Genomic DNA, 20,642 nt, shown 5'->3' on the forward strand with positions numbered 1-20,642 from the left:
ACAAAAACATAAAAAATGGATAGAAAACCAACTTAACGACTGAATTAAAAGCTAAAAAATAAGGAGAGTACGAAGTTAGTACTCTCTATTTTCAGACTTGTAAAAGCCTTGGAACTATATAACTATGCAACATTAAACCCTTATAGGTTAGATATATATTGTCATCTAACCTAATTAAATCTAATTCTTGGTAATGGTTAAGGCTGCTAATATCTAAAATATTTTCTAATTTTGCATCTATTTTCTGCTCCAATGCAGAAATATTTATGCCATCCTTAAGGCGTAAACCCATCATCAAAATTTCTTCAATAATTTCTTGCTTAGTTAGCTTAACATTGGTTTGAACACCATTATTCTTATTATTAACTGCTTCTAACCATTTTTCTGGCTTATGCCACATCATAATTGCGGATACTGAACTAGGATTTTCAATTATTCTACTGTGAGCACCAGGACCTATACCTAAATAATCATTATAGTTCCAATAGGTTAAATTATGTACGCATTCCTGTCCTTTTTTAGCATAATTAGATATCTCATATCTAAAATATTTTTGAGATTCTAAATAATCATTCGTCCACTCATACATTTCAGCAGCCAGATCAGAATTTGGAAGAATTAAATTACCATCATGAAATAATTTATAAAACGGCGTACCTTTTTCAATAGTAAGCTGATAAAGAGAAATATGCCCTGTAACAAGCTCCATTGCTTGCTTTAGTTCTTGCTGCCAATCTTTTAGTTCCTGACCACTTCGAGCATATATTAGATCAAATGAAACTCTAGGAAAAATTTTACTAGCGGATTCAATCGTTTTAATAGCCTGCAAGGAATCATGAGTTCTGCCAAGCTTTTTTAAGTCATTCTCTCTTAAAGATTGTACACCAATCGAAACACGATTAATACCTGCCAACTTAAATGCTTTGAATTTCTCTGTCTCAAATGAAGTTGGGTTAGCCTCTAGTGTTATTTCTGTTTGCTTATCTATTCTTGCAAACCCACTAATTTTATTTATTATCCCCTCAACAATTTTGGGATTCATCAAAGAGGGAGTACCGCCACCAAAAAAAATAGATCTTATATATTTATTTTGAATAATATCTTTAAAATATTCTATTTCTTTCTCATAAGATTTAAGCCAATTATCATCATCTATACTATTCGCTATATGGGAATTAAAATCACAATAAGGACATTTAGACAAACAAAAAGGCCAATGAATATATATGCTTAAATCATTCGCCTTAACTTCTTTCATAGATATAACTTATTTTAACTACTTAATTTCTGCTTTTGATAATTTCGTAATTTTTATAACAGACTCTAAGGTAAGTCTTTCTTTCATCATTTCTTTTGCCATAATAATTTTTTCTTTTGCATTTTAATATTAGCTAGCCTTGTTGCTTCTTCTCTTACCTCTACTTTTCCTTGTTGTATCCAATGATGTACTATACTTTCCATAATTTTTTCTCTTTTTTAGGGGTTAATTTTAACGGAGTAATGTTTTTATTCCTCCTAATATTTGTAATAGTACATACATTTATTAATTGGCTTATTTAAGTTTTTTGATTTCGTCTTCATTTAAACCGGTTGAGGTAGCAATTAAATCAATTTTTAGACCTGCTTTAATTAAATTTCTAGCTATGGCAATCTTTTCTTCCTGCAATTTTCTTTACCATGATAGCTTTTTCTTCTTCTCTACCTTGTTGCATCCAGTGGTGAGCTATACTTTTCATAATGTTCTCTCTTTTTTTAAGATTTAATTTTGATTTAAGTAGTTTTTCTACTTCTATTATATCATCTTGTTTAATTCTGGTCAAAGTGTAGCATAAAATTAGTTCTATATGCTCAATACCAATATCTATTTTAGCAAATTTAGGCAAAAGATCAGCTACTTCTTCCCATCTTTTTAATAAATCACGCTCATGAATATGCTTCATAAAGAACTGTAAAATCCCAGACCATGCTTTTTCTTTCAATTTTTCGTCTGGGATATCATGTACATTTATTAATTGATAGTCATTAGTCCATGTAGTCTTTACAAGTTCACTATTTTCAAATAGTTCCCATAGATTTCGTGGAGCATTATATTTCTTTTGACCATTGTAAAATATCAAAGGATATATGAAAGGGAACTTTTTACTTTTTGTTGATTTCTTATGGTATTCAGCAATTTTAAACATATACCGAAATAACCTCAAAGCCATTTTATACTCAGGTGTGCTTTGGTGTTCTAAAAGTAGATATAAATAGCCCTTTTTCTCTCCAAACTTAGCAGAAAATAAAATATCTACTATAGATTTCTTAAGTCTTTTATCTACAAAGCTGTCTTTTTCCATTTTCAGCTTTTCAAAGGAAATCAAATTTTGTATATGGGGAGGTAAATGCATCTCAAAAAACTCTTTAGAAACTAAAGGATTCTCAAACGCACTTCGGATAATTTCGTCGTGTTTAGGCTTTTTAGACACTTATAATCGTTTACTATTAATACATAGTGAATTAACTTGGACTCAGGATAGTTAATTTAAAAGTAAGACTGCGGAACGTATACTTAATACGTGAACACAGGCGAAACTTGCAAAATTGACTGTCCCCAGTTCAAGTTAAAAAACTATAAACGCACTATATACATTTTCTACTAATAGTACAACAATAATATTATTTTTTTAATTAGAAGTGGTGATTTGCTTTTAGGAAAACAACTTTCCAAGTCCACTGCGAAGCAAGTTTTTAGGATTCATGTTGCTTGCTTTTTTCATCATGTCACTTATTTGCTTGAATTGTTTTAATAGAATATTTACTTTCTGTACTGTAGTTCCAGCACCCAAAGCTATACGTTTTCTGCGAGAAGCATTAATAATATCGGGATTTCTTCTTTCCTTTGGAGTCATAGATAAAATGATTGCTTCTTGATGCTCGATTATTTTACTGTTTAACTTCGATTGATCTATCTGATCCATAATCTTACCGCTACCAGGAAGCATACTAAGTATACTACCAAAACCACCTATCTTTTTTATACTTTTCATTTGTTGCAAATAATCATTTAAATCAAACTTACCTTTTTTTAATTTAGCTGCTGTTTTTTCTGCTTGTTCTCTATCTACTATACTTGCTGCTTTTTCAACGAAAGAGATAATATCCCCCATATCAAGTATTCTAGACGCTATACGTTTAGCATCAAACTCCTCTAAATCGGTTAATTTCTCACCACTACTTAGAAACTTAATTGGTCTTTGTGTAATATATTTTACGCTTAATGCCGCACCACCCTTAGAGTCACCATCAATTCTTGATAAAATTAACCCTGAAATTTCTAGCTGCTCATTGAAACTACTAGCCGTAACTACCGCATCTTGCCCTGTCATGCTGTCAATTACTAACAACGTTTCAGTTGGCTCAACTATCTTTTTTATTGCGATTGCCTCATTCATCATTTCTTGATCAATTTGCGTTCTTCCGGCAGTATCATAAATAACTATATCGTATGCCGATAATTTAGCTTCAGCCATTGCTCTTTTAACGATATCAAGAGGTTTCTCACCTTTAACAATTGGCAGTGAATTAATTTTTACCGAATTTGCAAGTATCTCTAGCTGCTCTTGTGCTGCTGGTCTATAAGTATCAAGAGAAACTAATAAGACTTTTTTATTCTGGTTTTTAAGACACAATGCCAGTTTGCCACTTGCTGTAGTTTTACCACTACCTTGCAAGCCCACCATTAAAAGATTTACTGGCGGTTTTGCATTTAAATTTAGTTTTATCTCATCTTCACTAGAGGATAAAATATTTATCATCTCTTCATGAATAATCTTAATTATCATCTGCCCAGGTGAAACGGATTTGATAACTTCCTGTCCTAAGGCTTTTTGTTTAACTTCTGCTACGAAATTTTTTATTACAGGCAGAGCAACATCCGACTCTAAAAGAGCAACTCTTATATCTCTTAAAGCAGCATCTATTTGCTCTTCAGTTAAAAGCCCAGAGCTTACTAGCCGATCAAAAATCTTCATTAAATTTTGCGTTAAAGTTTTAAACATAAAGATAAATAATTAAATAAAGTCTTTGTCTAATATATTTCTCTCTTTGCATTTTAGCAACAATAATATTTTGTGACTTTTATGCAACATATTAGTTTTTTAATAACAAATATAAATTAGAGCCATATTATACAAAAATGTCTTATAATAAGATAAAAACTTACAAAAATATTAAATTGCTGAAATTACCAAAAAACAAGAATCTAAAGAACTTGCAAATAACTAAGTAAAGAAAACTTATTAAAAATTTGAAAAAAATAATAAATCCCGAATCTAATCCTAAATCTATAAATGATCAAATAGCAAAGCTAGCTGTTCAAGATACAGTATTGTTAATATGTGAATTACTTAACAATAATACCTCGGATATTATTAGTTGTACTAGGAATTTTAAAGTATCAATTGAAGTTACTACAGATAATATTAAATATATAGAAGTAATAGGTAACACTGTACTTAGTAACTCCATCTTTGATGAATGATCTTCTTAAGAAAACTCACTCATCACTAATATATAACTAGCTTTTAAATCTAAATCATAATCAATTGTGTTGTATATTAGCTTTTTTATGTCGGCAAATTTCTGAACTAGATAGGAAGGAGTACGATTCGGTAATGCATGGAATATTTTATTTTCTAAATCTGAAAATTCAATATTAATACCTGAAGATTTTTTTAAGATACGGTTCATTAATAGTAATATACTATCAGTAAAATCCAACCATAATTCTCTATCTTTAGTATTAAATTGCTTAATAAACTCTAATTTAGAATTTAAGTTTTCATTATCTGCTATAGGCTGAATAAATTTAGAATATAATTCTTCTTCAGAATGTCTTTCAGATGATTTAGTACTAATTTTAAAACATCTAGATCTGATGGTAGAAATTATACTTGAAGCTCTTGAAGTAATCAAAAATATATAACTATTTTTAGGAGTGTCTTCTAAAATCTTTAAACATGAATTTGCAACATTCAGATTCATAAGATCTGCCGAATAAATTACGGCAACCTTACAACCTGAAATTGCAGAGGTTTTACTTAAGAACTCCTGTAATTTTCTTATTTGCTCGATAGAGATATTCTTAGCATTAGACGTAGCAGAAACTTCTCTAGCAATAAGATGATAATCTGGATTATTTTCAAGAGGAATACTATTCTTTAAAAGCTTTGAACATATAAATTTCTCTATATCTTTTAAAGCTTGCTCTATATTTTCTGCTTCAATAAGCCAGCTATTATGTAGCTTTTTATGTTTTAAACTAAATTCTAGATGCTCAATTATCATATAAACTAATAGTTAAGGCTTCCTTTAATGCCATGATTCTTGAAGCATAATTATATTACTAAAGCTATAGGACTGCTAACAGTCCCACGACTGTACCTCAGGCTTAACTGTGGTACTATAGGAAAAAAATATAAGTTACTTATTATTACAAGCTTCTTTAAGTTTACTTCCAGCTTTAAATACAGGTTGCTTATAAGCAGGTATGGTCATTTTTGCTCCTGTTTTTGGATTACGACCTTCTCTTGATTTTCTGCTTTGTATTCCAAACGAACCAAAACCTGTGATATTAACACTATGTTGATGTTTAGTAGCAGAAATTATAGATTCAAGCACCCAATTAAGTGCCTTTTCTGCATCAGCTTTTGTAAATGATTTATGCCCCTGATGTTTATGGTGGTGACCATGCTCAGTCATGAAAGCAATAAATTCTGTCTTATTCATTTTTTTAGGTTGTGTGCTCATAAGAAATCAACTCTCTTTTAATGGGTTAATACATTACTGTCGTAGTACAATAATATACAACTAGCAATAATGCACATCAATATATTTTTTTATTTTTTAACTAGGTTATTTAATTATAACAAACTCTTAGTTTACTGCAAATATCCATTATTTATAAAGTTTTAAAGATATATATAATTGTATAACTGATGAAAAAAATGTAGCCATTTTACATCAGTTATGCTTTTAAAGCTGGATATAATTAATAATTCAAGTAAAAATTTACAATAAATATATCAAAGAGAACATCAAATAAAATGTTATTATCTGAAATTTGCATAAAACGTCCGGTATTTGCAACTGTTTTAAGTTTAGTTATTTTAGTTCTTGGAACAATTTTTTTCACTAAGCTACAAATTAGAGGTACGCCAGATATTTCAATTCCTATTATAAACGTCAATGCTTTTTATTCTGGTGCTGATGCTTTATATATGGAAAAAGAAATCACAACCCGAATAGAAAAGGCTTTAAAAACAGTTAAAAACCTAGATTATATAACCTCACAAAGTAGTACTGGGCAAAGTAGTATTACTTTATCTTTCTTATTATCTACAGATATTGAAGTAGCATTAAACGATGTACGCTCTAAAATATCTGATATAACTTATATGTTTCCGCAGGATATGAAAGCACCATCGGTTGCAAAGCTTGATGCTGATAGCTTTCCAAGTCTTTTTATAAGCGTTGAAAGTGAACAATATAATGATTTAGAGCTAACAAAAATTGTTGAAGATTACTTGCAAACTCCTTTAGATAAACTAGAAAGCGTAGGACAATCACAAATTTATGGCGGCAATGAATATATAATGAGAATAGAGCCTGATCCTAAAAAATTATATCAACATAAAATTTCTTTATTAGATATTGAGGTTGCCATAAGAGAGCAGAATAAAGATTATCCTGCCGGTAACATTAAAACGGGAGTAAATAATTTTATAGTAACTCTTGAAGGTTCTTTATCTAAACCGGAAGAATTTGGCAATATTATAATAAAAGTTCAAGATAATAGTATAATCAAACTACAAGATATAGCTAAAGTATATTTAACTGCTCCAGATAGTGAAGTATTATTTAGGTATAATGGGAAAAATTCTATTGCTCTTGGGCTTATCAAAGAATCTAAAGCTAACGTTATAGATTTATCAAATGATGTTACAAAAGAGATTGAAAAAGTAAAAGAGTCAATTCCTAAAGGAATAAGCTTAAATATTGCATATGATGGAGCAAAACCTGTTAGAGCCTCGATTTATGCAGTATTTCAAACCATTTTTGAAGCTTTAATATTAGTGATTTTAGTAACATATTTATTTCTTGCCTCTGCTAAAATTACCCTAATTCCATTTGTTACTATTCCTGTATCGTTAATAGGTACTTTCAGCGTAATGTATGCTATGGGGTTTTCTATCAATATCTTTACGCTACTTGCCATGATCCTTGCAATCGGGCTTGTGGTAGATGATGCAATAGTTATGCTTGAAAATATATTTAGATACAATGAAATGGGTCATAAACCCATGGAAGCGGCATTGCTTGCCTCTAAAGAAATAGGATTCGCAATTATTGCAATGACTATTACACTTGCTGCTGTATTTTTACCTGTTGGATTTATAGATGGGTTTGTTGGGAAATTATTCATAGAATTCGCATGGACTTTAGCGTTTTGTGTTTTATTTTCAGGATTTGTAGCCTTAACCTTAACACCCATGATGTCAAGTCGTATGATTACTAAACATAACGCTCCGACACTTAAGTTTCTAGTTAAATTCAATGAGCTTTTACAATTAATACAGGACAAATATATTTATTACCTAAACCTAACTTTTGATAATAAAAAGAAATTTGTCCTAATTATTGCTGCATCATTTGTGGTATTAATAATCAGTTTTAAATTTGTGCAAAAAACCTTTATACCTCAAGAAGATGACGGGTTCTTGCAATTATCTTTTAAAGGACCGGAAGGATCTAGCTTAGAGCATTCTACTGAAGTAGTAATAGAAGCTGAGAAAATCCTTGCTAATTATAAAGACATAGCAGGTTACTTAATGGTAATAGGAGCAGGCGGTAGTGATAATGTCCTTTCTTTCGTACCATTAAAAGATTGGAAGCAGCGTTCTAGATCGCAAGAAACAATCAAGAATATGCTAAATAAACAGTTCTCCGAGATAGCAGGTATGAAAGTTTTTGCTATGGATCCTCGCTCGATGGTCAGTAGTGGCGGAGGTAGCCCTATCGAATTTACTATTCAAACAAATCTTGAGTATGATGATCTAGATAAAATATCGCAGCAATTTATAGATATAATGAAAGCAAACCCGATTTTTTCTAATGTTAATAGAAACCTACAATCAGCAATGCCAACTATTGCTATCGAAATTAATCGTGATAAAGCTTATTTGTATGGAATGAATATGGCAAATATTGGTAAAACAGTGCAGTATTTGCTGGCAGGTCAACAAGTAGGTGATTTTAGAATGGGGAACGATCTGTATGAAGTGATGCTGCAATTTAATCAAAAAGATCGTAGTAGCATTAGTGATTTTAGTAAAATTCTGATACCAACAAAAAATAATAATATGTTGCCCCTTGAATCAATAGCTAATATCACAGAAAAAATATCCGTAAAATCATATAGCCATTATAACAACTCAAAATCTGTTACCATCTCTTCCGATCTTAGCCCTGATAGTAAAATCGAAGAGGCAATTAACGAAATTAATAAGATAGCAGTTAAATTACTTGATCCAGGTAATACTATACTCGAATATATTGGGGAAATTAAACAAATGAAAGAAGCAGATAGTAATATGCTTATGACATTTGGCTTTGCTCTCATATTCATTTATTTGGTGCTTGCAGCACAATTTGAAAGCTTTGTTGATCCATTATTAATATTGCTTGCTGTACCTTTTTCAATAACCGGTGGCGTGCTTACTCTTTGGATTTCAGGTAACAGTCTTAATATGTATAGTAATATCGGGCTTATTACTTTAATTGGGCTAATCACTAAGAACTCTATTATGATAGTAGAATTTGCTAACCAACTAAGGGAAAAAGGAGCAAATATTAGAAATGCTATAATAGAAGCTTGTACTCTTCGCCTGCGACCAATCTTAATGACTACACTTGCTGCTGTTGTAGGTAGTATACCATTGATTTTTGCAACAGGTGCGGGAGCTAGTGCTCGTAATTCTATTGGTCTTGTAATAGTTGGTGGCTTAAGCATTGGTACTATATTTACAATTTTTGTTATACCTGTAATATATCAAACATTTAAGAAAAATTAATAATTTGTAAAATAATTTTACAAATATAAAAATTTCAATGGACATCTATCTAAAAATAGGAAATTATAATTGTATGGTAAATTGTTTTGAAGTCTAGATTTACTTAAACATCAATAATATGGAGAGCAAAATATGCTAATAAATACTTCTAGTAATCCACTTATTACTACTATACATTTACTATCTTCTATAGGTGCTATAAATTGGGGACTAATTGGACTATTCAATTTTAACCTAGTAACACTTTTATTTGGTTCATTCCCAATTATCGTTAAGTTACTTTATATAATTATTGGTTTTTGTGGGATATATTCATTTTTATGTTTAGGCAAATTATTATGTAAGCCAGGTGTAGAAAAGGGAAAATAATTACTACTTCAGTATTATCCGTTGAGAAAAAAGCGGGTAATACTATTTTTAGTCAATATAACAAGATTCTATATCTTGTTATATTAATAGCTGAATTTTGACGAAGCAACCTCAGGAATATATTTCCTTATGAGATTGCTTTTTAACCTTAAGCATTTTCTTCGTCAAGTTTTGCTGCTACTTTACGCATTTTGTCCATAAAGAAACCCTGTCCCTGCAGGTACTAAACGCCCAACTATAACATTCTCTTTAAGTCCTCGTAGCTTATCAACCTTACCAGCAATAGCAGCTTCGGTTAAAACCCTAGTAGTTTCTTGGAATGATGCAGCAGATATAAATGATCTAGTTTGCAGAGAAGACTTAGTAATACCTTGTAATATTAACTGAGCATCAGCAGGTCTTAAACCATTCTTAATTGCTTTTTCATTTATTTCGTCAAATTCACGTCGATCTATCTTCTCACCTACTAATAATGTAGTACCGCCTGAGTCTGTTATTTCTACTTTTTGTAACATCTGACGAATAATTACTTCTATGTGCTTATCATCAATTTTTACCCCTTGTAAACGATAAACAGCCTGGACCTCTTTAACAATATAGCTTGCAAGAAGTTCTACACCCATCACTTTTAAAATATCCTGAAGTACTGGATTACCATCAATTAATAAGTCACCTTTCTTAACAAAGTCTCCCTCATTAACCACAACATGCTTACCTTTTGGCACCATATACTCAAGACCCATTGAACCGTCAACTGGGTGTATAATAATACGTCTCTTAGATTTATAATCTTTACCGAACTCTACTCGCCCATCTATCTCAGCAATCACTGCATGATCTTTTGGACGTCTTGCTTCGAAAAGCTCGGCTACTCTTGGTAAACCACCAGTAATATCCTTAGTAGTAGTTGACTCTTTAGGAATACGTGCAATTATATCACCTACTGATATCTGCACCCCATCTTCTACACTTAAAACCGCTCCAACTGGTAAATAATATCTTGCTTCTAAACCATTTGATAACATGATAATTTCACCTTTAGCGTCAAGAAGCTGGATTCGTGGTCTTAGTTCTGCTCCACGTGAATATTGTTTTGATTCAATGATAACTTTGCTTGGAATACCAGTTGCCTCATCAGTTACATCACGAACCGAAATCCCCTCAACCATATCTTTAAATAATACCTTACCAGATTTTTCAGTAATGATAGGTATGGTATATGGATCCCATTCTGCAAGCTTCTGCGTCTTAGTAACCATATCACCCTCGTCAACAAGTAATCTAGCACCATATGGGATTTTACTATGAGCTTTTTCATTGCCGTTATTATCAAGTAATAATAACTCACAGTTACGGCTCATAACAATTTTGCGTTCTTCGGAATTAATAACCACGTTACGGCTAAGAATTTTTACTTTCGCATCATATGAAGCTTCTACAGAAGAAACTTCTGCTCCTTTCGTTGCTGCTCCTCCAATGTGGAAAGTTCTCATTGTAAGCTGTGTACCAGGCTCACCGATAGATTGAGCAGCGATCACACCTATAGCTTCCCCTTCGGAAACTAACGAACCAGTAGCAAGATCTCTACCATAACATATAGCACATATACCGGTGGAACTTTCACAGGTTAATACCGACTTAATCATAATTCTATCTAAACCTGCAGACTCAATTTGCTCTAATTTAGACTCATTAATTAATTCACCTTTGGTGAGAATTAAATCATTAGTCACCGGATGATATATATTAATAGCTGCCGTACGACCTAAAATCATTTCAGCTAAAGGCACTATTACTTCACCACCTTCTATAATACTCTTTACTTCAATACCTTTATCAGTGTTACAATCTTTTTCAGTAATAATACAATCTTGTGCAACATCTACTAATTTTCTTGTTAAGTAACCTGAGCTTGCAGTTTTTAAAGCTGTATCTATTTGCCCTTTACGCATTCCGTTAGCAGAGTTAAAGCATTCAAATACAGTTAATCCTTCCTTAAAGTTAGCGATAATAGGTGTTGGTATAATTTGACCATTTGATTTAGTCATAAGCCCACGCATACCACCAAGCTGTTTAATCTGCTGGAAAGACCCTCTAGCACCTGAAATAGCCATCATATATATAGAGTTTATCTTCTGTTGATTTGAATCATCACTAACAGGTGGTTTAGCAATTTCTTTCATCATGTCATTAGCTACTCTATCAGTACATCTTGACCATGCATCAATTACCTTGTTATATTTTTCGCCGTAAGTAATTAAACCATTTGAATATTGCTGCTCAAATTCCTTAATCTCAAGCTGTGTTTCATCGATATGAACAATTTTAGATTTTGGTACAACCATATCATCCATACCAAAAGAAATACCTGAAGAACAAGCATATTTGAAACCAAGCTTCATCAACTGATCAGCAAAAATTACTGTAGCTTTTTGACCGCAGTGACGATAGACTAAATCTATTACTAGAGATATATCCTTTTTAGTTAAAGGCTTATTAATAAACTTATATTCTATATTAGGATTAGAAGGCAACAACTCACCAACCATTAATCTTCCATAAGTAGTATCAACTATAACAGGAACTATTTTACCCTCAGCATTTAACTGATTACGACGATATTTTATCTTAGTATGAATCGTTATAAATTTGTTATATAAAGCATGCTCCATTTCAGTTAGGTCTGAGAACATCATCCCCTCACCTACCTCATGATCAAAAGCAAGCGTTAAATAATATAAGCCGAGTACTATATCTTTATCTGGTACAATAATAGGACGTCCATTAGCGGGGCTTAAAATATTATTAGTAGACATCATAAATACCCTAGCTTCAAGCTGGGCTTCAATCGATAAAGGAATATGTACAGCCATTTGGTCCCCGTCAAAGTCCGCATTGAAAGCGGCACAAACAAGCGGATGAAGCTGTATTGCCTTACCTTCGATTAATAATGGCTCAAATGCTTGGATACCCAAACGGTGCAGTGTCGGAGCTCTGTTAAGTAATACAGGGTGTTCTCTTATAACTTCCTCAAGCACATCCCAAACTTCAGGCTTTTCAGCCTCAACCATTCTTTTAGCTGCTTTAATAGTTGTAGCAATACCATATAATTCAAGTTTTGAGTAAATAAACGGCTTGAACAGTTCTAGAGCCATTTTTTTAGGTAAACCGCACTGATGAAGTTTAAGCTCAGGTCCTACTACGATAACTGAACGTCCTGAGTAGTCCACCCTTTTACCAAGTAAGTTTTGACGGAAACGACCTTGCTTACCTTTTAGCATATCGCTTAATGACTTAAATGGACGCTTATTAGCATTTTTTGCTGCTCTACCACGGCGTCCGTTATCAAATAACGCATCCACTGCTTCTTGCAGCATTCTTTTTTCATTTCTAACAATTATATCAGGTGCTTTTGACTCTATAAGCTTCTTTAGACGATTATTTCTATTAATTACTCTTCTATAAAGTTCATTAAGATCTGAAGTAGCGAATCTTCCACCATCTAACATAACAAGCGGTCTAAGTTCAGGAGGCATGACCGGCAACACGTTCATAATCATCCATTCTGGCTTATTTTCAGATTCTAAAAAGTCTTCTACTAATTTTAAACGCTTTACTAACTTTTTCTTTTTTACTTCTGAAGTCGTATTTTGTAGTTCTTCGTACAGCTCTTGCTTTAATGTTGGGAAATCAAGCTCTTTTAGCATTTGTTGTACTACTTCTGCACCAATAGAGGCAGTAAATGCATCTTCCCCGTATTTATCCTTTGCTTTTTGCAGCTCTTCTTCAGTTAAAAGCTCACCTTTTTGTAGAATAGATAATCCAGGATCAACTACCACATAATTTTCAAAATAAAGAATTTTTTCTATATCTCGCATCGTCATATCAAGAAGCGTACTAATTCTTGAAGGAAGAGACTTTAGAAACCAAATATGAGCAACGGGAGCCGCAAGTTCAATATGCCCCATTCTTTCACGTCTTACTCTAGAAACAGTAACCTCAACACCGCACTTTTCACAAGTAATACCGCGGTTTTTCATTCGCTTATACTTACCGCAAAGACATTCATAATCTTTTACTGGACCAAAAATTCTTGCACAAAATAAACCATCTTTTTCAGGTTTAAAAGTACGATAATTAATAGTTTCAGGTTTTATTACTTCACCGAAAGACCATGAACGTACTTGTTCTGGACTTGCTATATTAATTCTTATCTGATCAAATTGTTGAGTATTACTTAATTGTCCGTAAAAATTTACTACACTCATAAATACTTTTTCCTTAAAATTGCTCTTATATACCTTTGATACTTCAAGATTTGGGGGCTTGTGCTCACGTAATTTTCTACGCCTCACCGCTTATTTGCTCCCAAATTTTGAAGTATCTGCATTATACTTCTTTATTAGAGTCGTTGTGTGAGTATACTTCTTTTCTTTCAAGAGCAGCATTATATACTCCTCCTAAAAGAAAATTTTAATAGTTTTATTCAGTAATCCTTAAGAAGTCACTTCAAGTTTTACATTAAGACATAAAGATCTAAATTCTTTTATCATCACGTTAAATGATTCAGGAATACCAGATTCAAAATTATTTTCACCACGCACTATAGAGTCATAAATCTTAATTCTACCATTTACGTCATCTGATTTAACAGTTAACATTTCTTGTAACGTATAAGCAGCTCCATATGCTTGTAATGCCCAGCATTCCATTTCCCCGAAACGCTGACCACCAAAATGCGATTTTCCTCCAAGAGGTTGCTGAGTCACTAAACTATAAGGACCTATAGAACGAGAGTGAATTTTATTATCTACCAAGTGATGTAGCTTTAATAAATATTTCTGCCCTACAGTTACTAAGCGATCAAAATATTCACCTGTTCTACCATCAATTAGCTTTACTTGCCCTGAAAGATCTTGACCTGCAAGCCTTAGCATATCCTTAACGTCTTCAACCTTTGCACCATCAAATACTGGAGTTGCAAAATATACTCCCTTAGCAGCTTCATTACAGAATGAAATAATTTCTTCGTCAGATTTTTCAAGTATATGATTAATATTCTCACCATATAGCTCGATTAAAAACTTCTTAATCTTCTCAATACTTGCATGTTTAGTTTTATGTTCTTCTACTAAACCTGCTATTTTTTTTGCTAGATTCACTGATGCCCAACCAAGATGAGTTTCAAGCACTTGCCCTATATTCATACGAGAAGGAAGACCTAAAGGATTGAGAACAATATCAACTACAGTCCCATCTTCTAAGAATGGCATATCCTCTTCTGGCACAATACGTGAAATAACACCTTTATTTCCGTGTCTTCCTGCCATTTTATCACCAGGTTGTAATTTATGCTTAGTTGCGATAAATACTTTTACTACTTTTAAAGCACCTTGAGGTAAATCGTCTCCGCTTTGTAATTTTTCTACCTTAGTAGCGAACCTCTTATTAAGAGCTTCTTTTTTGCCATCATAATGACCTTTTAGCTGCTCTATTTCGTTCATTACATTTGCATCTTCAACAGTAAACTGCCAAAGTTGTCCTTTAGATAAACCTTTTAATATTTCGCTTGTAATAGTTTGCCCAGTCTTTACTGTCTTAGGACCATTAATACTTACCTGTCCTACTAAAAGCTTCTCAAGCCAACTAAATACAAAATGCTCAATAATTTCTAATTCATCATCACGGTCTTTTGCTAATTTCTCAATTTGTTGTTTTTCAATAGCAATAGCACGCTGATCTTTTTCAACACCTCGACGAGAGAATACTCTTACTTCTACTACCGTTCCGCTAACCCCGGAAGGAACATGCAGCGATGAATCTTTCACATCAAAAGCTTTTTCTCCAAAAATAGCTCTCAGTAATTTTTCCTCAGGAGTAATAGGTGATTCACTTTTCGGCGTTACTTTCCCTACTAAAATATCACCTGCTTTTACTTCTGCACCTACATAAATTATTCCGACTTCATCTAAATGACGCAGAGCTTCCTCGCTTACGTTCGGTATATCACGAGTAATCTCTTCAGGACCAAGGCGAGTATCTCTTGCTATTACTTCAAACTCTTCAATATGGACAGAAGTAAATACGTCTTCTTTTACTATTCGCTCTGATATTAAAATTGAATCTTCAAAATTGTATCCATTCCAAGGCAAGAAAGCGACTAAAACATTTCTGCCTAAAGCAATTTCACCATTATCGGTACTAGGTCCGTCAGCTATAATATCATTCTTCTTAACATAATGACCTACCTTAACTAAAGGTTTTTGATTGATACAAGTATTATGATTAGATTTTTGGAATTTTAATAAGTTATAAATATCAACTGAAGGTGCACTTTCGGTTTTTTGAGCAATAGCTCTAATTACAATTCTATTTGAATCTACTTGCTCAACTATACCATCATTTAATGCAAGCACAGATGCTCCAGAATCTTTTGCTACTACTCCCTCAACTCCTGTACCCACAAAAGGTGCATCAGTTTTAATTAAAGGAACCGCTTGTCTTTGCATGTTTGATCCCATCAAAGCACGGTTAGCATCATCATTTTCTAAGAACGGTATAAGAGAAGCTGCAACAGATACAACCTGCATAGGCGTTACATCAATGAAGTCTACTTCGTGTGGCTCTACCATTACAAAATTGCCACCTTCAACTCGGCAATTAATAAATTCGCCCTGTAATATCCCATCTTTATCAACCTTAGAATTTGCTTGACCGATCTTATACTTCCCTTCTTCAATAGCTGAAAGATATACTACTTCATCGGTTACATGCCCATCTTTGACTTTTCTATATGGGCTTTCTATAAAACCATGCTTATTTATTCTAGCATAAGTTGCCATAGAGTTAATTAGTCCGATATTTTGACCTTCAGGTGTTTCAATAGGACAGATACGACCGTAATGAGTCGGATGCACATCACGCACTTCAAAACCTGCTCTATCACGACTAAGACCACCAGGCCCTAATGCTGATAATCTTCTTTTATGAGTTATTTCAGACAATGGATTTGTTTGATCCATAAATTGGGATAATTGCGAAGTACTGAAGAATTCCTTTACTACAGAAACTAAAATTTTGGAATTCACTAAATCGTGAGGCATTACTGTATCAATATCACCTGCCGACATTCTTTCAACTACTGACTTTTCCATCCGGACAAGACCTATTCTGAATTGATTTTCTATCAATTCACCAACCGATCTAACCCTTCTGTTACCTAAGTGATCAATATCGTCTATAATCCCTTTGCGATCTTTAAGCTCTACTAAAACTCTTAGTATATTTTTTATATCATCTGTAGTTAAAACAGTAGTTTCATCAGAGATATTTAGTTCTAACCTTGAATTCATTTTTATTCGACCTACTTCTGAAAGATCATATCTTTCAGGGTCAAAGAATAAATTATAAAATAAACTTTCAGCAGCTTCAATATTAGCAGGCTCTCCCGGTCTTAATACTCTAAAAATATCAAATAATGCTGATTCACGATCTTGGTTTTTATCAGAAAATAAAGTATTTCTTATATATGGACCAGATTGAGGATTAATTACTAATACGCTAATATTTTTAATTTTAAGATCACTAATTACACTAAGTAATTCAACAGTAATCATTTCACCGATTTTTGCTAATATTTCATCGCTTTCAGGGTCTTTTAAATCCTCAGATAAATATTTACCAATCAAAGCTTTATGAGATACTAAAATATTATTAAGTCCTTCCCCAGCATATTTTTTAGCTAAGCGAGGAGTAATTTTTTGCCCTGCTTTAAGCAAAACATTTCCCGTATCAGCATCTATTAAATCACTTGTTAATCTATGAGCAGTAATATGGCTAGGCATAAATTTAACTGCCCATCCCTTATTTTTAACAACTTTATAATTTACTGAATCATAATAAAATTTTATAATTTCTTCTGTACTCATGCCTATTGCTTTAAGCAAAGTAGTAGCATAAAGTTTTCTTTTTCTATCTATTCTAAAATAAATAATATCTTTAGCATCAAACTCTAAATCAAGCCATGATCCTCTATATGGAATAACACGTGCAGAATATAAAAGTTTTCTAGAAGAATGAACTTTGCCCTCATCATGATAGAAGAATACCCCAGGTGAGCGATGCATTTGCGATACAACTACCCTTTCTGTACCATTAATGATAAAAGTACCATTTTTAGTCATTAATGGGATATTACCCATATATACTTGCTGCTCTTTGATACCTTTAATCTCTCGGCTTCCAGTATCTTCGTCTATATCCCAGATACTTAATCTTAAGGTTACTTTAAGAGCAGAATCATAGCTTAAGCTTCTTTGAGTGCATTCCTCCACATCATATTTTGGAGTATCAAATTCATATTTAACGAATTCTAAATTAGCTATATTAGAAGGATCAGAGATAGGAAAAATTGAATTTAATATAGATTGTAAGCCTTTATTTTTTCTTTCGGAATCTTTTGTATCTAGCTGTAGAAAATTTTTTTCATATGAATTTTTTTGAATTTCAATCAAATTCGGTATATCTGCTACTAAATTTATATGACCAAAATTTTTTCTTACTCTTTTATTATGTGACAAGGGTTGTACTTCAATATTATCCCTTAATGAAACCATATAATCTCCTGACTGATAAAAAATTAACTATCAACATTGAAGTTAACAGTTAAAGAAACTTAATAGACTTATTATTAAACTTTATTAACGCAAGCATTAAGATAAGATTTTAAAAAATCTGTCTTAATACTGATAAAAACAAGGAAATAATAGCTTAAGGTGGCTTTTGCTATCATTTTTATACTGTAAATTTTTTTAATATAATTTACGGTAAATCTTCATTTAATTAAGGACAAATCTTGCCAAAACCCTAATCTCTTTAGTCGAATTTTAAGATTAAATTTTTATCTTAAAATTTGCATTATTAACACTTTTCAAAGTGTGTATATTTTAATGCTTAAGGTCTAAGTTACGTAAATATGGTGTTACACTTTATATAACTTAAATACATTAACTAAAATTTTTGTTAAATGAAGATAATTTTGATAAAAATTTTTAATGGTAATTTTTAACTTAGCGTTAACTACTAGAAATTACTAACAAATCACTTTATAAAAAAGTAATTCATTAACAAAATAGCTAAAAGCCTTATTTAAATTTAATTACTAAAATAAGGCTTTTAAAAATTCTAATAAGCAATTTTAAATTTTATATTAACGTAAAAAATTTATTATAAAAATAAAATTACTTTAATTCTACTTTTGCTCCAGCAGCTTCTAATTTGCTTTTAATTTCTTCTGCTTCTGCTTTTTTCACATTACTCTTAATTGGTTTTGGAGCTTCATCAACTAATTTTTTAGCTTCAATTAAACCAAGACCTGTAATTTCTTTTACAACTTTAATTACTTCCACTTTTTTATCACCGCTAGAAGCTAAAACTACTTCAAAATCAGTTTTTTCAGCAGCTGCTTCAGCAGCAGGAGCGGCAGCGGCTGCTACAGCTACAGGTGCTGCTGCAGATACACCCCATTTTTCTTCTAACATTTTTACAAGCTCAGCTGCTTGCATTAATGTTAAAGATGATAATTGTTCTTCAATTTTAGCTAAATCTGCCATAATTTTTTCCTTTTTACTTTTATATATTATTATCTGAATTAATTTTTACTAGCATTTGCTTGTATTACCCTGGCTAAGCTTGAAGACGGTGCTTGTAAAACGCCTGCAATCTTAGTAGCCGGAGCTTGTAATAACCCAACAATTTTACTTCTAAGCTCATTTAATGAAGGTAACTTAGAAAGTTCTTTTATTGAATGTTCATTTAATACTTGTTTATCGACTATACCGCCAACAATCTTAAGATTTTCATTACTTTTAGCAAAATTAACTACTAATTTTGCCATTTCAACCGGTTCTTTAGAATAAACAATAGCGGTAGGACCTGAAAATAAGCTTACGATATCATCAAGACCTGCTTTATTTGCTGCTATTTTTGCTAAAGTATTTTTAACAACTTTAAAACCTGCATCTTTAGACTTAAGAGACTCTCTAAGTGAATTGACTTCACTAACAGTTAATCCGTGATAATGAGCAACGATTACAGATGGCGAATCTTTATAAATACTTGCTATTTCTTCTACAACTTCCGGTTTTTCTGATCTTAACACTTTATTAATTCTCCTTGTTACAACACTTGAGATGTTTCTATATTTTTCTCAATAACTTATTATTTATTAAGATAGCTATTTTTTTATATTTTATTAGTCTACTTATAAAAACAGTATAAACTTAGTAAATTTATCTTCACTGACATATTAGTCAATTTGTAAAGTTTTACTTAAAGCTATAGTGGCTTTCACCGCATAATTTATAAAATTTATTACAAACGAGTTTAATATATTAGGCTTTGCTAAAGGATCTAGACTCAAATGTATTAAATTTAGTTTATGCTATACTAGCTAAATCTATTTGTACTGATGCACCCATAGTAGAAGATAAATATATTGCTTTTAAATAACTTCCTTTCACTCCAGTAGGTTTTGCTTTAACTACTGCATCAATAAACGCTTTCAAATTTTTTAATAAATCTTGATCCGGAAAAGATAATTTTCCAAGCCCTGCGTGAATTATACCTGCTTTTTCTGCTCTATATTCTACTTGACCACTTTTAGCATTCTTAACAGCACCCTTAATATCTAATGTCACAGTTCCGAGTTTAGGATTCGGCATTAAACCTTTTGGTCCTAAAATTCTTGCAACTGAACCTATAACTGCCATCATATCAGGAGTAGCTATACATACATCAAAATTGATCTTACCAGCTTTAATTTCATCAATAATATTGGTTGAGCCTACTAAATCTGCACCTGCAACTTTCGCTTCTTCTTCTCTTTCTTCTTTACAAATAACGGCAACTCTTACAGTCTTACCTGTACCTGCGGGTAAATTAACTACACCACGTACCATTTGATCAGAATGTCTTGGATCAATTCCAAGCTTCATAACTATTTCTAAGGTTGGATCAAATTTAACATAAGAAGCGGATTTTAATTTCTCAACCGCAGTTGTTAAATTATATAAACTATCCGATCTTACTTTAATGCGTGCTTCTCTTATTTTCTTACCGCCGCTAGATTTTATAGCAACATCTTTGTTATTTGACATAATA

13 protein-coding genes are annotated in these 20,642 nt (G+C 32.1%); 3 read left to right on the forward strand and 10 right to left on the reverse strand.

The features are described 5' to 3' along the window. Positions 1-91: 91 nt before the first annotated feature. The 3 genes from hemW to ffh all read right to left on the reverse strand — a co-directional run bounded on the left by hemW (position 92) and on the right by ffh (position 4,040). A complete protein-coding gene (gene hemW / locus RBE_RS05960) occupies positions 92-1,258 on the reverse strand; it encodes a radical SAM family heme chaperone HemW (RefSeq protein WP_011477804.1) in 1,167 nt (388 codons plus the stop codon). Positions 1,259-1,637: 379 nt separating this feature from the next. Continuing rightward, entirely contained in the window at positions 1,638-2,468 is an 831-nt protein-coding gene (locus RBE_RS05965) for an Rpn family recombination-promoting nuclease/putative transposase (protein WP_011477805.1), read from the reverse strand. Between the two features lie 222 nt (positions 2,469-2,690). After that, entirely contained in the window at positions 2,691-4,040 is a 1,350-nt protein-coding gene (gene ffh, locus RBE_RS05970; protein WP_011477806.1) for a signal recognition particle protein, read from the reverse strand. 248 nt (positions 4,041-4,288) lie between these two features. Here ffh and RBE_RS05975 point away from each other — a divergent pair, with 248 nt between their 5' ends. Then, a complete protein-coding gene (locus tag RBE_RS05975) occupies positions 4,289-4,522 on the forward strand; it encodes a hypothetical protein (RefSeq protein ID WP_041804715.1) in 234 nt (77 codons plus the stop codon). 5 nt (positions 4,523-4,527) lie between these two features. Here the strand turns inward: RBE_RS05975 and RBE_RS05980 are convergent, their stop codons facing one another. Further along, the gene (locus RBE_RS05980) at positions 4,528-5,328 is read right to left on the reverse strand and encodes a DNA polymerase III subunit delta' (protein WP_011477807.1); all 801 of its coding nucleotides are present in this window, start codon (positions 5,326-5,328) and stop codon (positions 4,528-4,530) included. A gap of 135 nt (positions 5,329-5,463) precedes the next feature. After that, positions 5,464-5,769: an HU family DNA-binding protein gene (locus RBE_RS05985; RefSeq protein WP_179852190.1), complete on the reverse strand. Its 306-nt coding sequence runs from the start codon at positions 5,767-5,769 to the stop codon at positions 5,464-5,466. 317 nt (positions 5,770-6,086) lie between these two features. Here RBE_RS05985 and RBE_RS05990 point away from each other — a divergent pair, with 317 nt between their 5' ends. Next, complete coding sequence (locus RBE_RS05990; RefSeq protein WP_011477809.1) at positions 6,087-9,113, forward strand: efflux RND transporter permease subunit; 3,027 nt, start codon at positions 6,087-6,089, stop codon at positions 9,111-9,113. Between the two features lie 132 nt (positions 9,114-9,245). After that, the gene (locus RBE_RS05995; RefSeq protein WP_011477810.1) at positions 9,246-9,482 is read left to right on the forward strand and encodes a DUF378 domain-containing protein; all 237 of its coding nucleotides are present in this window, start codon (positions 9,246-9,248) and stop codon (positions 9,480-9,482) included. A 182-nt stretch (positions 9,483-9,664) separates the two neighbouring features. Here the strand turns inward: RBE_RS05995 and rpoC are convergent, their stop codons facing one another. From rpoC to rplA, 5 genes are all read right to left on the reverse strand, one after another. Then, entirely contained in the window at positions 9,665-13,750 is a 4,086-nt protein-coding gene (gene rpoC / locus RBE_RS06000) for a DNA-directed RNA polymerase subunit beta' (protein ID WP_011477811.1), read from the reverse strand. A 228-nt stretch (positions 13,751-13,978) separates the two neighbouring features. Further along, complete coding sequence (gene rpoB, locus RBE_RS06005; protein ID WP_011477812.1) at positions 13,979-18,097, reverse strand: DNA-directed RNA polymerase subunit beta; 4,119 nt, start codon at positions 18,095-18,097, stop codon at positions 13,979-13,981. 624 nt (positions 18,098-18,721) lie between these two features. Further along, complete coding sequence (gene rplL / locus RBE_RS06010) at positions 18,722-19,093, reverse strand: 50S ribosomal protein L7/L12 (RefSeq protein ID WP_011477813.1); 372 nt, start codon at positions 19,091-19,093, stop codon at positions 18,722-18,724. A gap of 38 nt (positions 19,094-19,131) precedes the next feature. Continuing rightward, positions 19,132-19,641 (reverse strand): 50S ribosomal protein L10, encoded by a 510-nt coding sequence (rplJ, locus tag RBE_RS06015; RefSeq protein ID WP_011477814.1) that lies wholly within the window; start codon positions 19,639-19,641, stop codon positions 19,132-19,134. 277 nt (positions 19,642-19,918) lie between these two features. Continuing rightward, complete coding sequence (rplA, locus tag RBE_RS06020; protein WP_011477815.1) at positions 19,919-20,638, reverse strand: 50S ribosomal protein L1; 720 nt, start codon at positions 20,636-20,638, stop codon at positions 19,919-19,921. Positions 20,639-20,642 lie beyond the last annotated feature (4 nt).

The organism is Rickettsia bellii RML369-C (genome assembly GCF_000012385.1).
Classification (GTDB): domain Bacteria; phylum Pseudomonadota; class Alphaproteobacteria; order Rickettsiales; family Rickettsiaceae; genus Rickettsia; species Rickettsia bellii.

Bases quoted from the DNA above. Each gene is read 5' to 3' on its own strand.
- rplL (WP_011477813.1), bottom strand. From the start codon at position 19,093: ATGGCAGATTTAGCTAAAATTGAAGAACAATTATCATCTTTAACATTA.
- RBE_RS05995 (WP_011477810.1), top strand. From the start codon at position 9,246: ATGCTAATAAATACTTCTAGTAATCCACTTATTACTACTATACATTTA.
- rpoC (WP_011477811.1), bottom strand. From the start codon at position 13,750: ATGAGTGTAGTAAATTTTTACGGACAATTAAGTAATACTCAACAATTT.
- rplA (WP_011477815.1), bottom strand. From the start codon at position 20,638: ATGTCAAATAACAAAGATGTTGCTATAAAATCTAGCGGCGGTAAGAAA.
- RBE_RS05985 (WP_179852190.1), bottom strand. From the start codon at position 5,769: ATGAATAAGACAGAATTTATTGCTTTCATGACTGAGCATGGTCACCAC.
- RBE_RS05980 (WP_011477807.1), bottom strand. From the start codon at position 5,328: ATGATAATTGAGCATCTAGAATTTAGTTTAAAACATAAAAAGCTACAT.
- ffh (WP_011477806.1), bottom strand. From the start codon at position 4,040: ATGTTTAAAACTTTAACGCAAAATTTAATGAAGATTTTTGATCGGCTA.
- rpoB (WP_011477812.1), bottom strand. From the start codon at position 18,097: ATGGTTTCATTAAGGGATAATATTGAAGTACAACCCTTGTCACATAAT.
- RBE_RS05990 (WP_011477809.1), top strand. From the start codon at position 6,087: ATGTTATTATCTGAAATTTGCATAAAACGTCCGGTATTTGCAACTGTT.
- hemW (WP_011477804.1), bottom strand. From the start codon at position 1,258: ATGAAAGAAGTTAAGGCGAATGATTTAAGCATATATATTCATTGGCCT.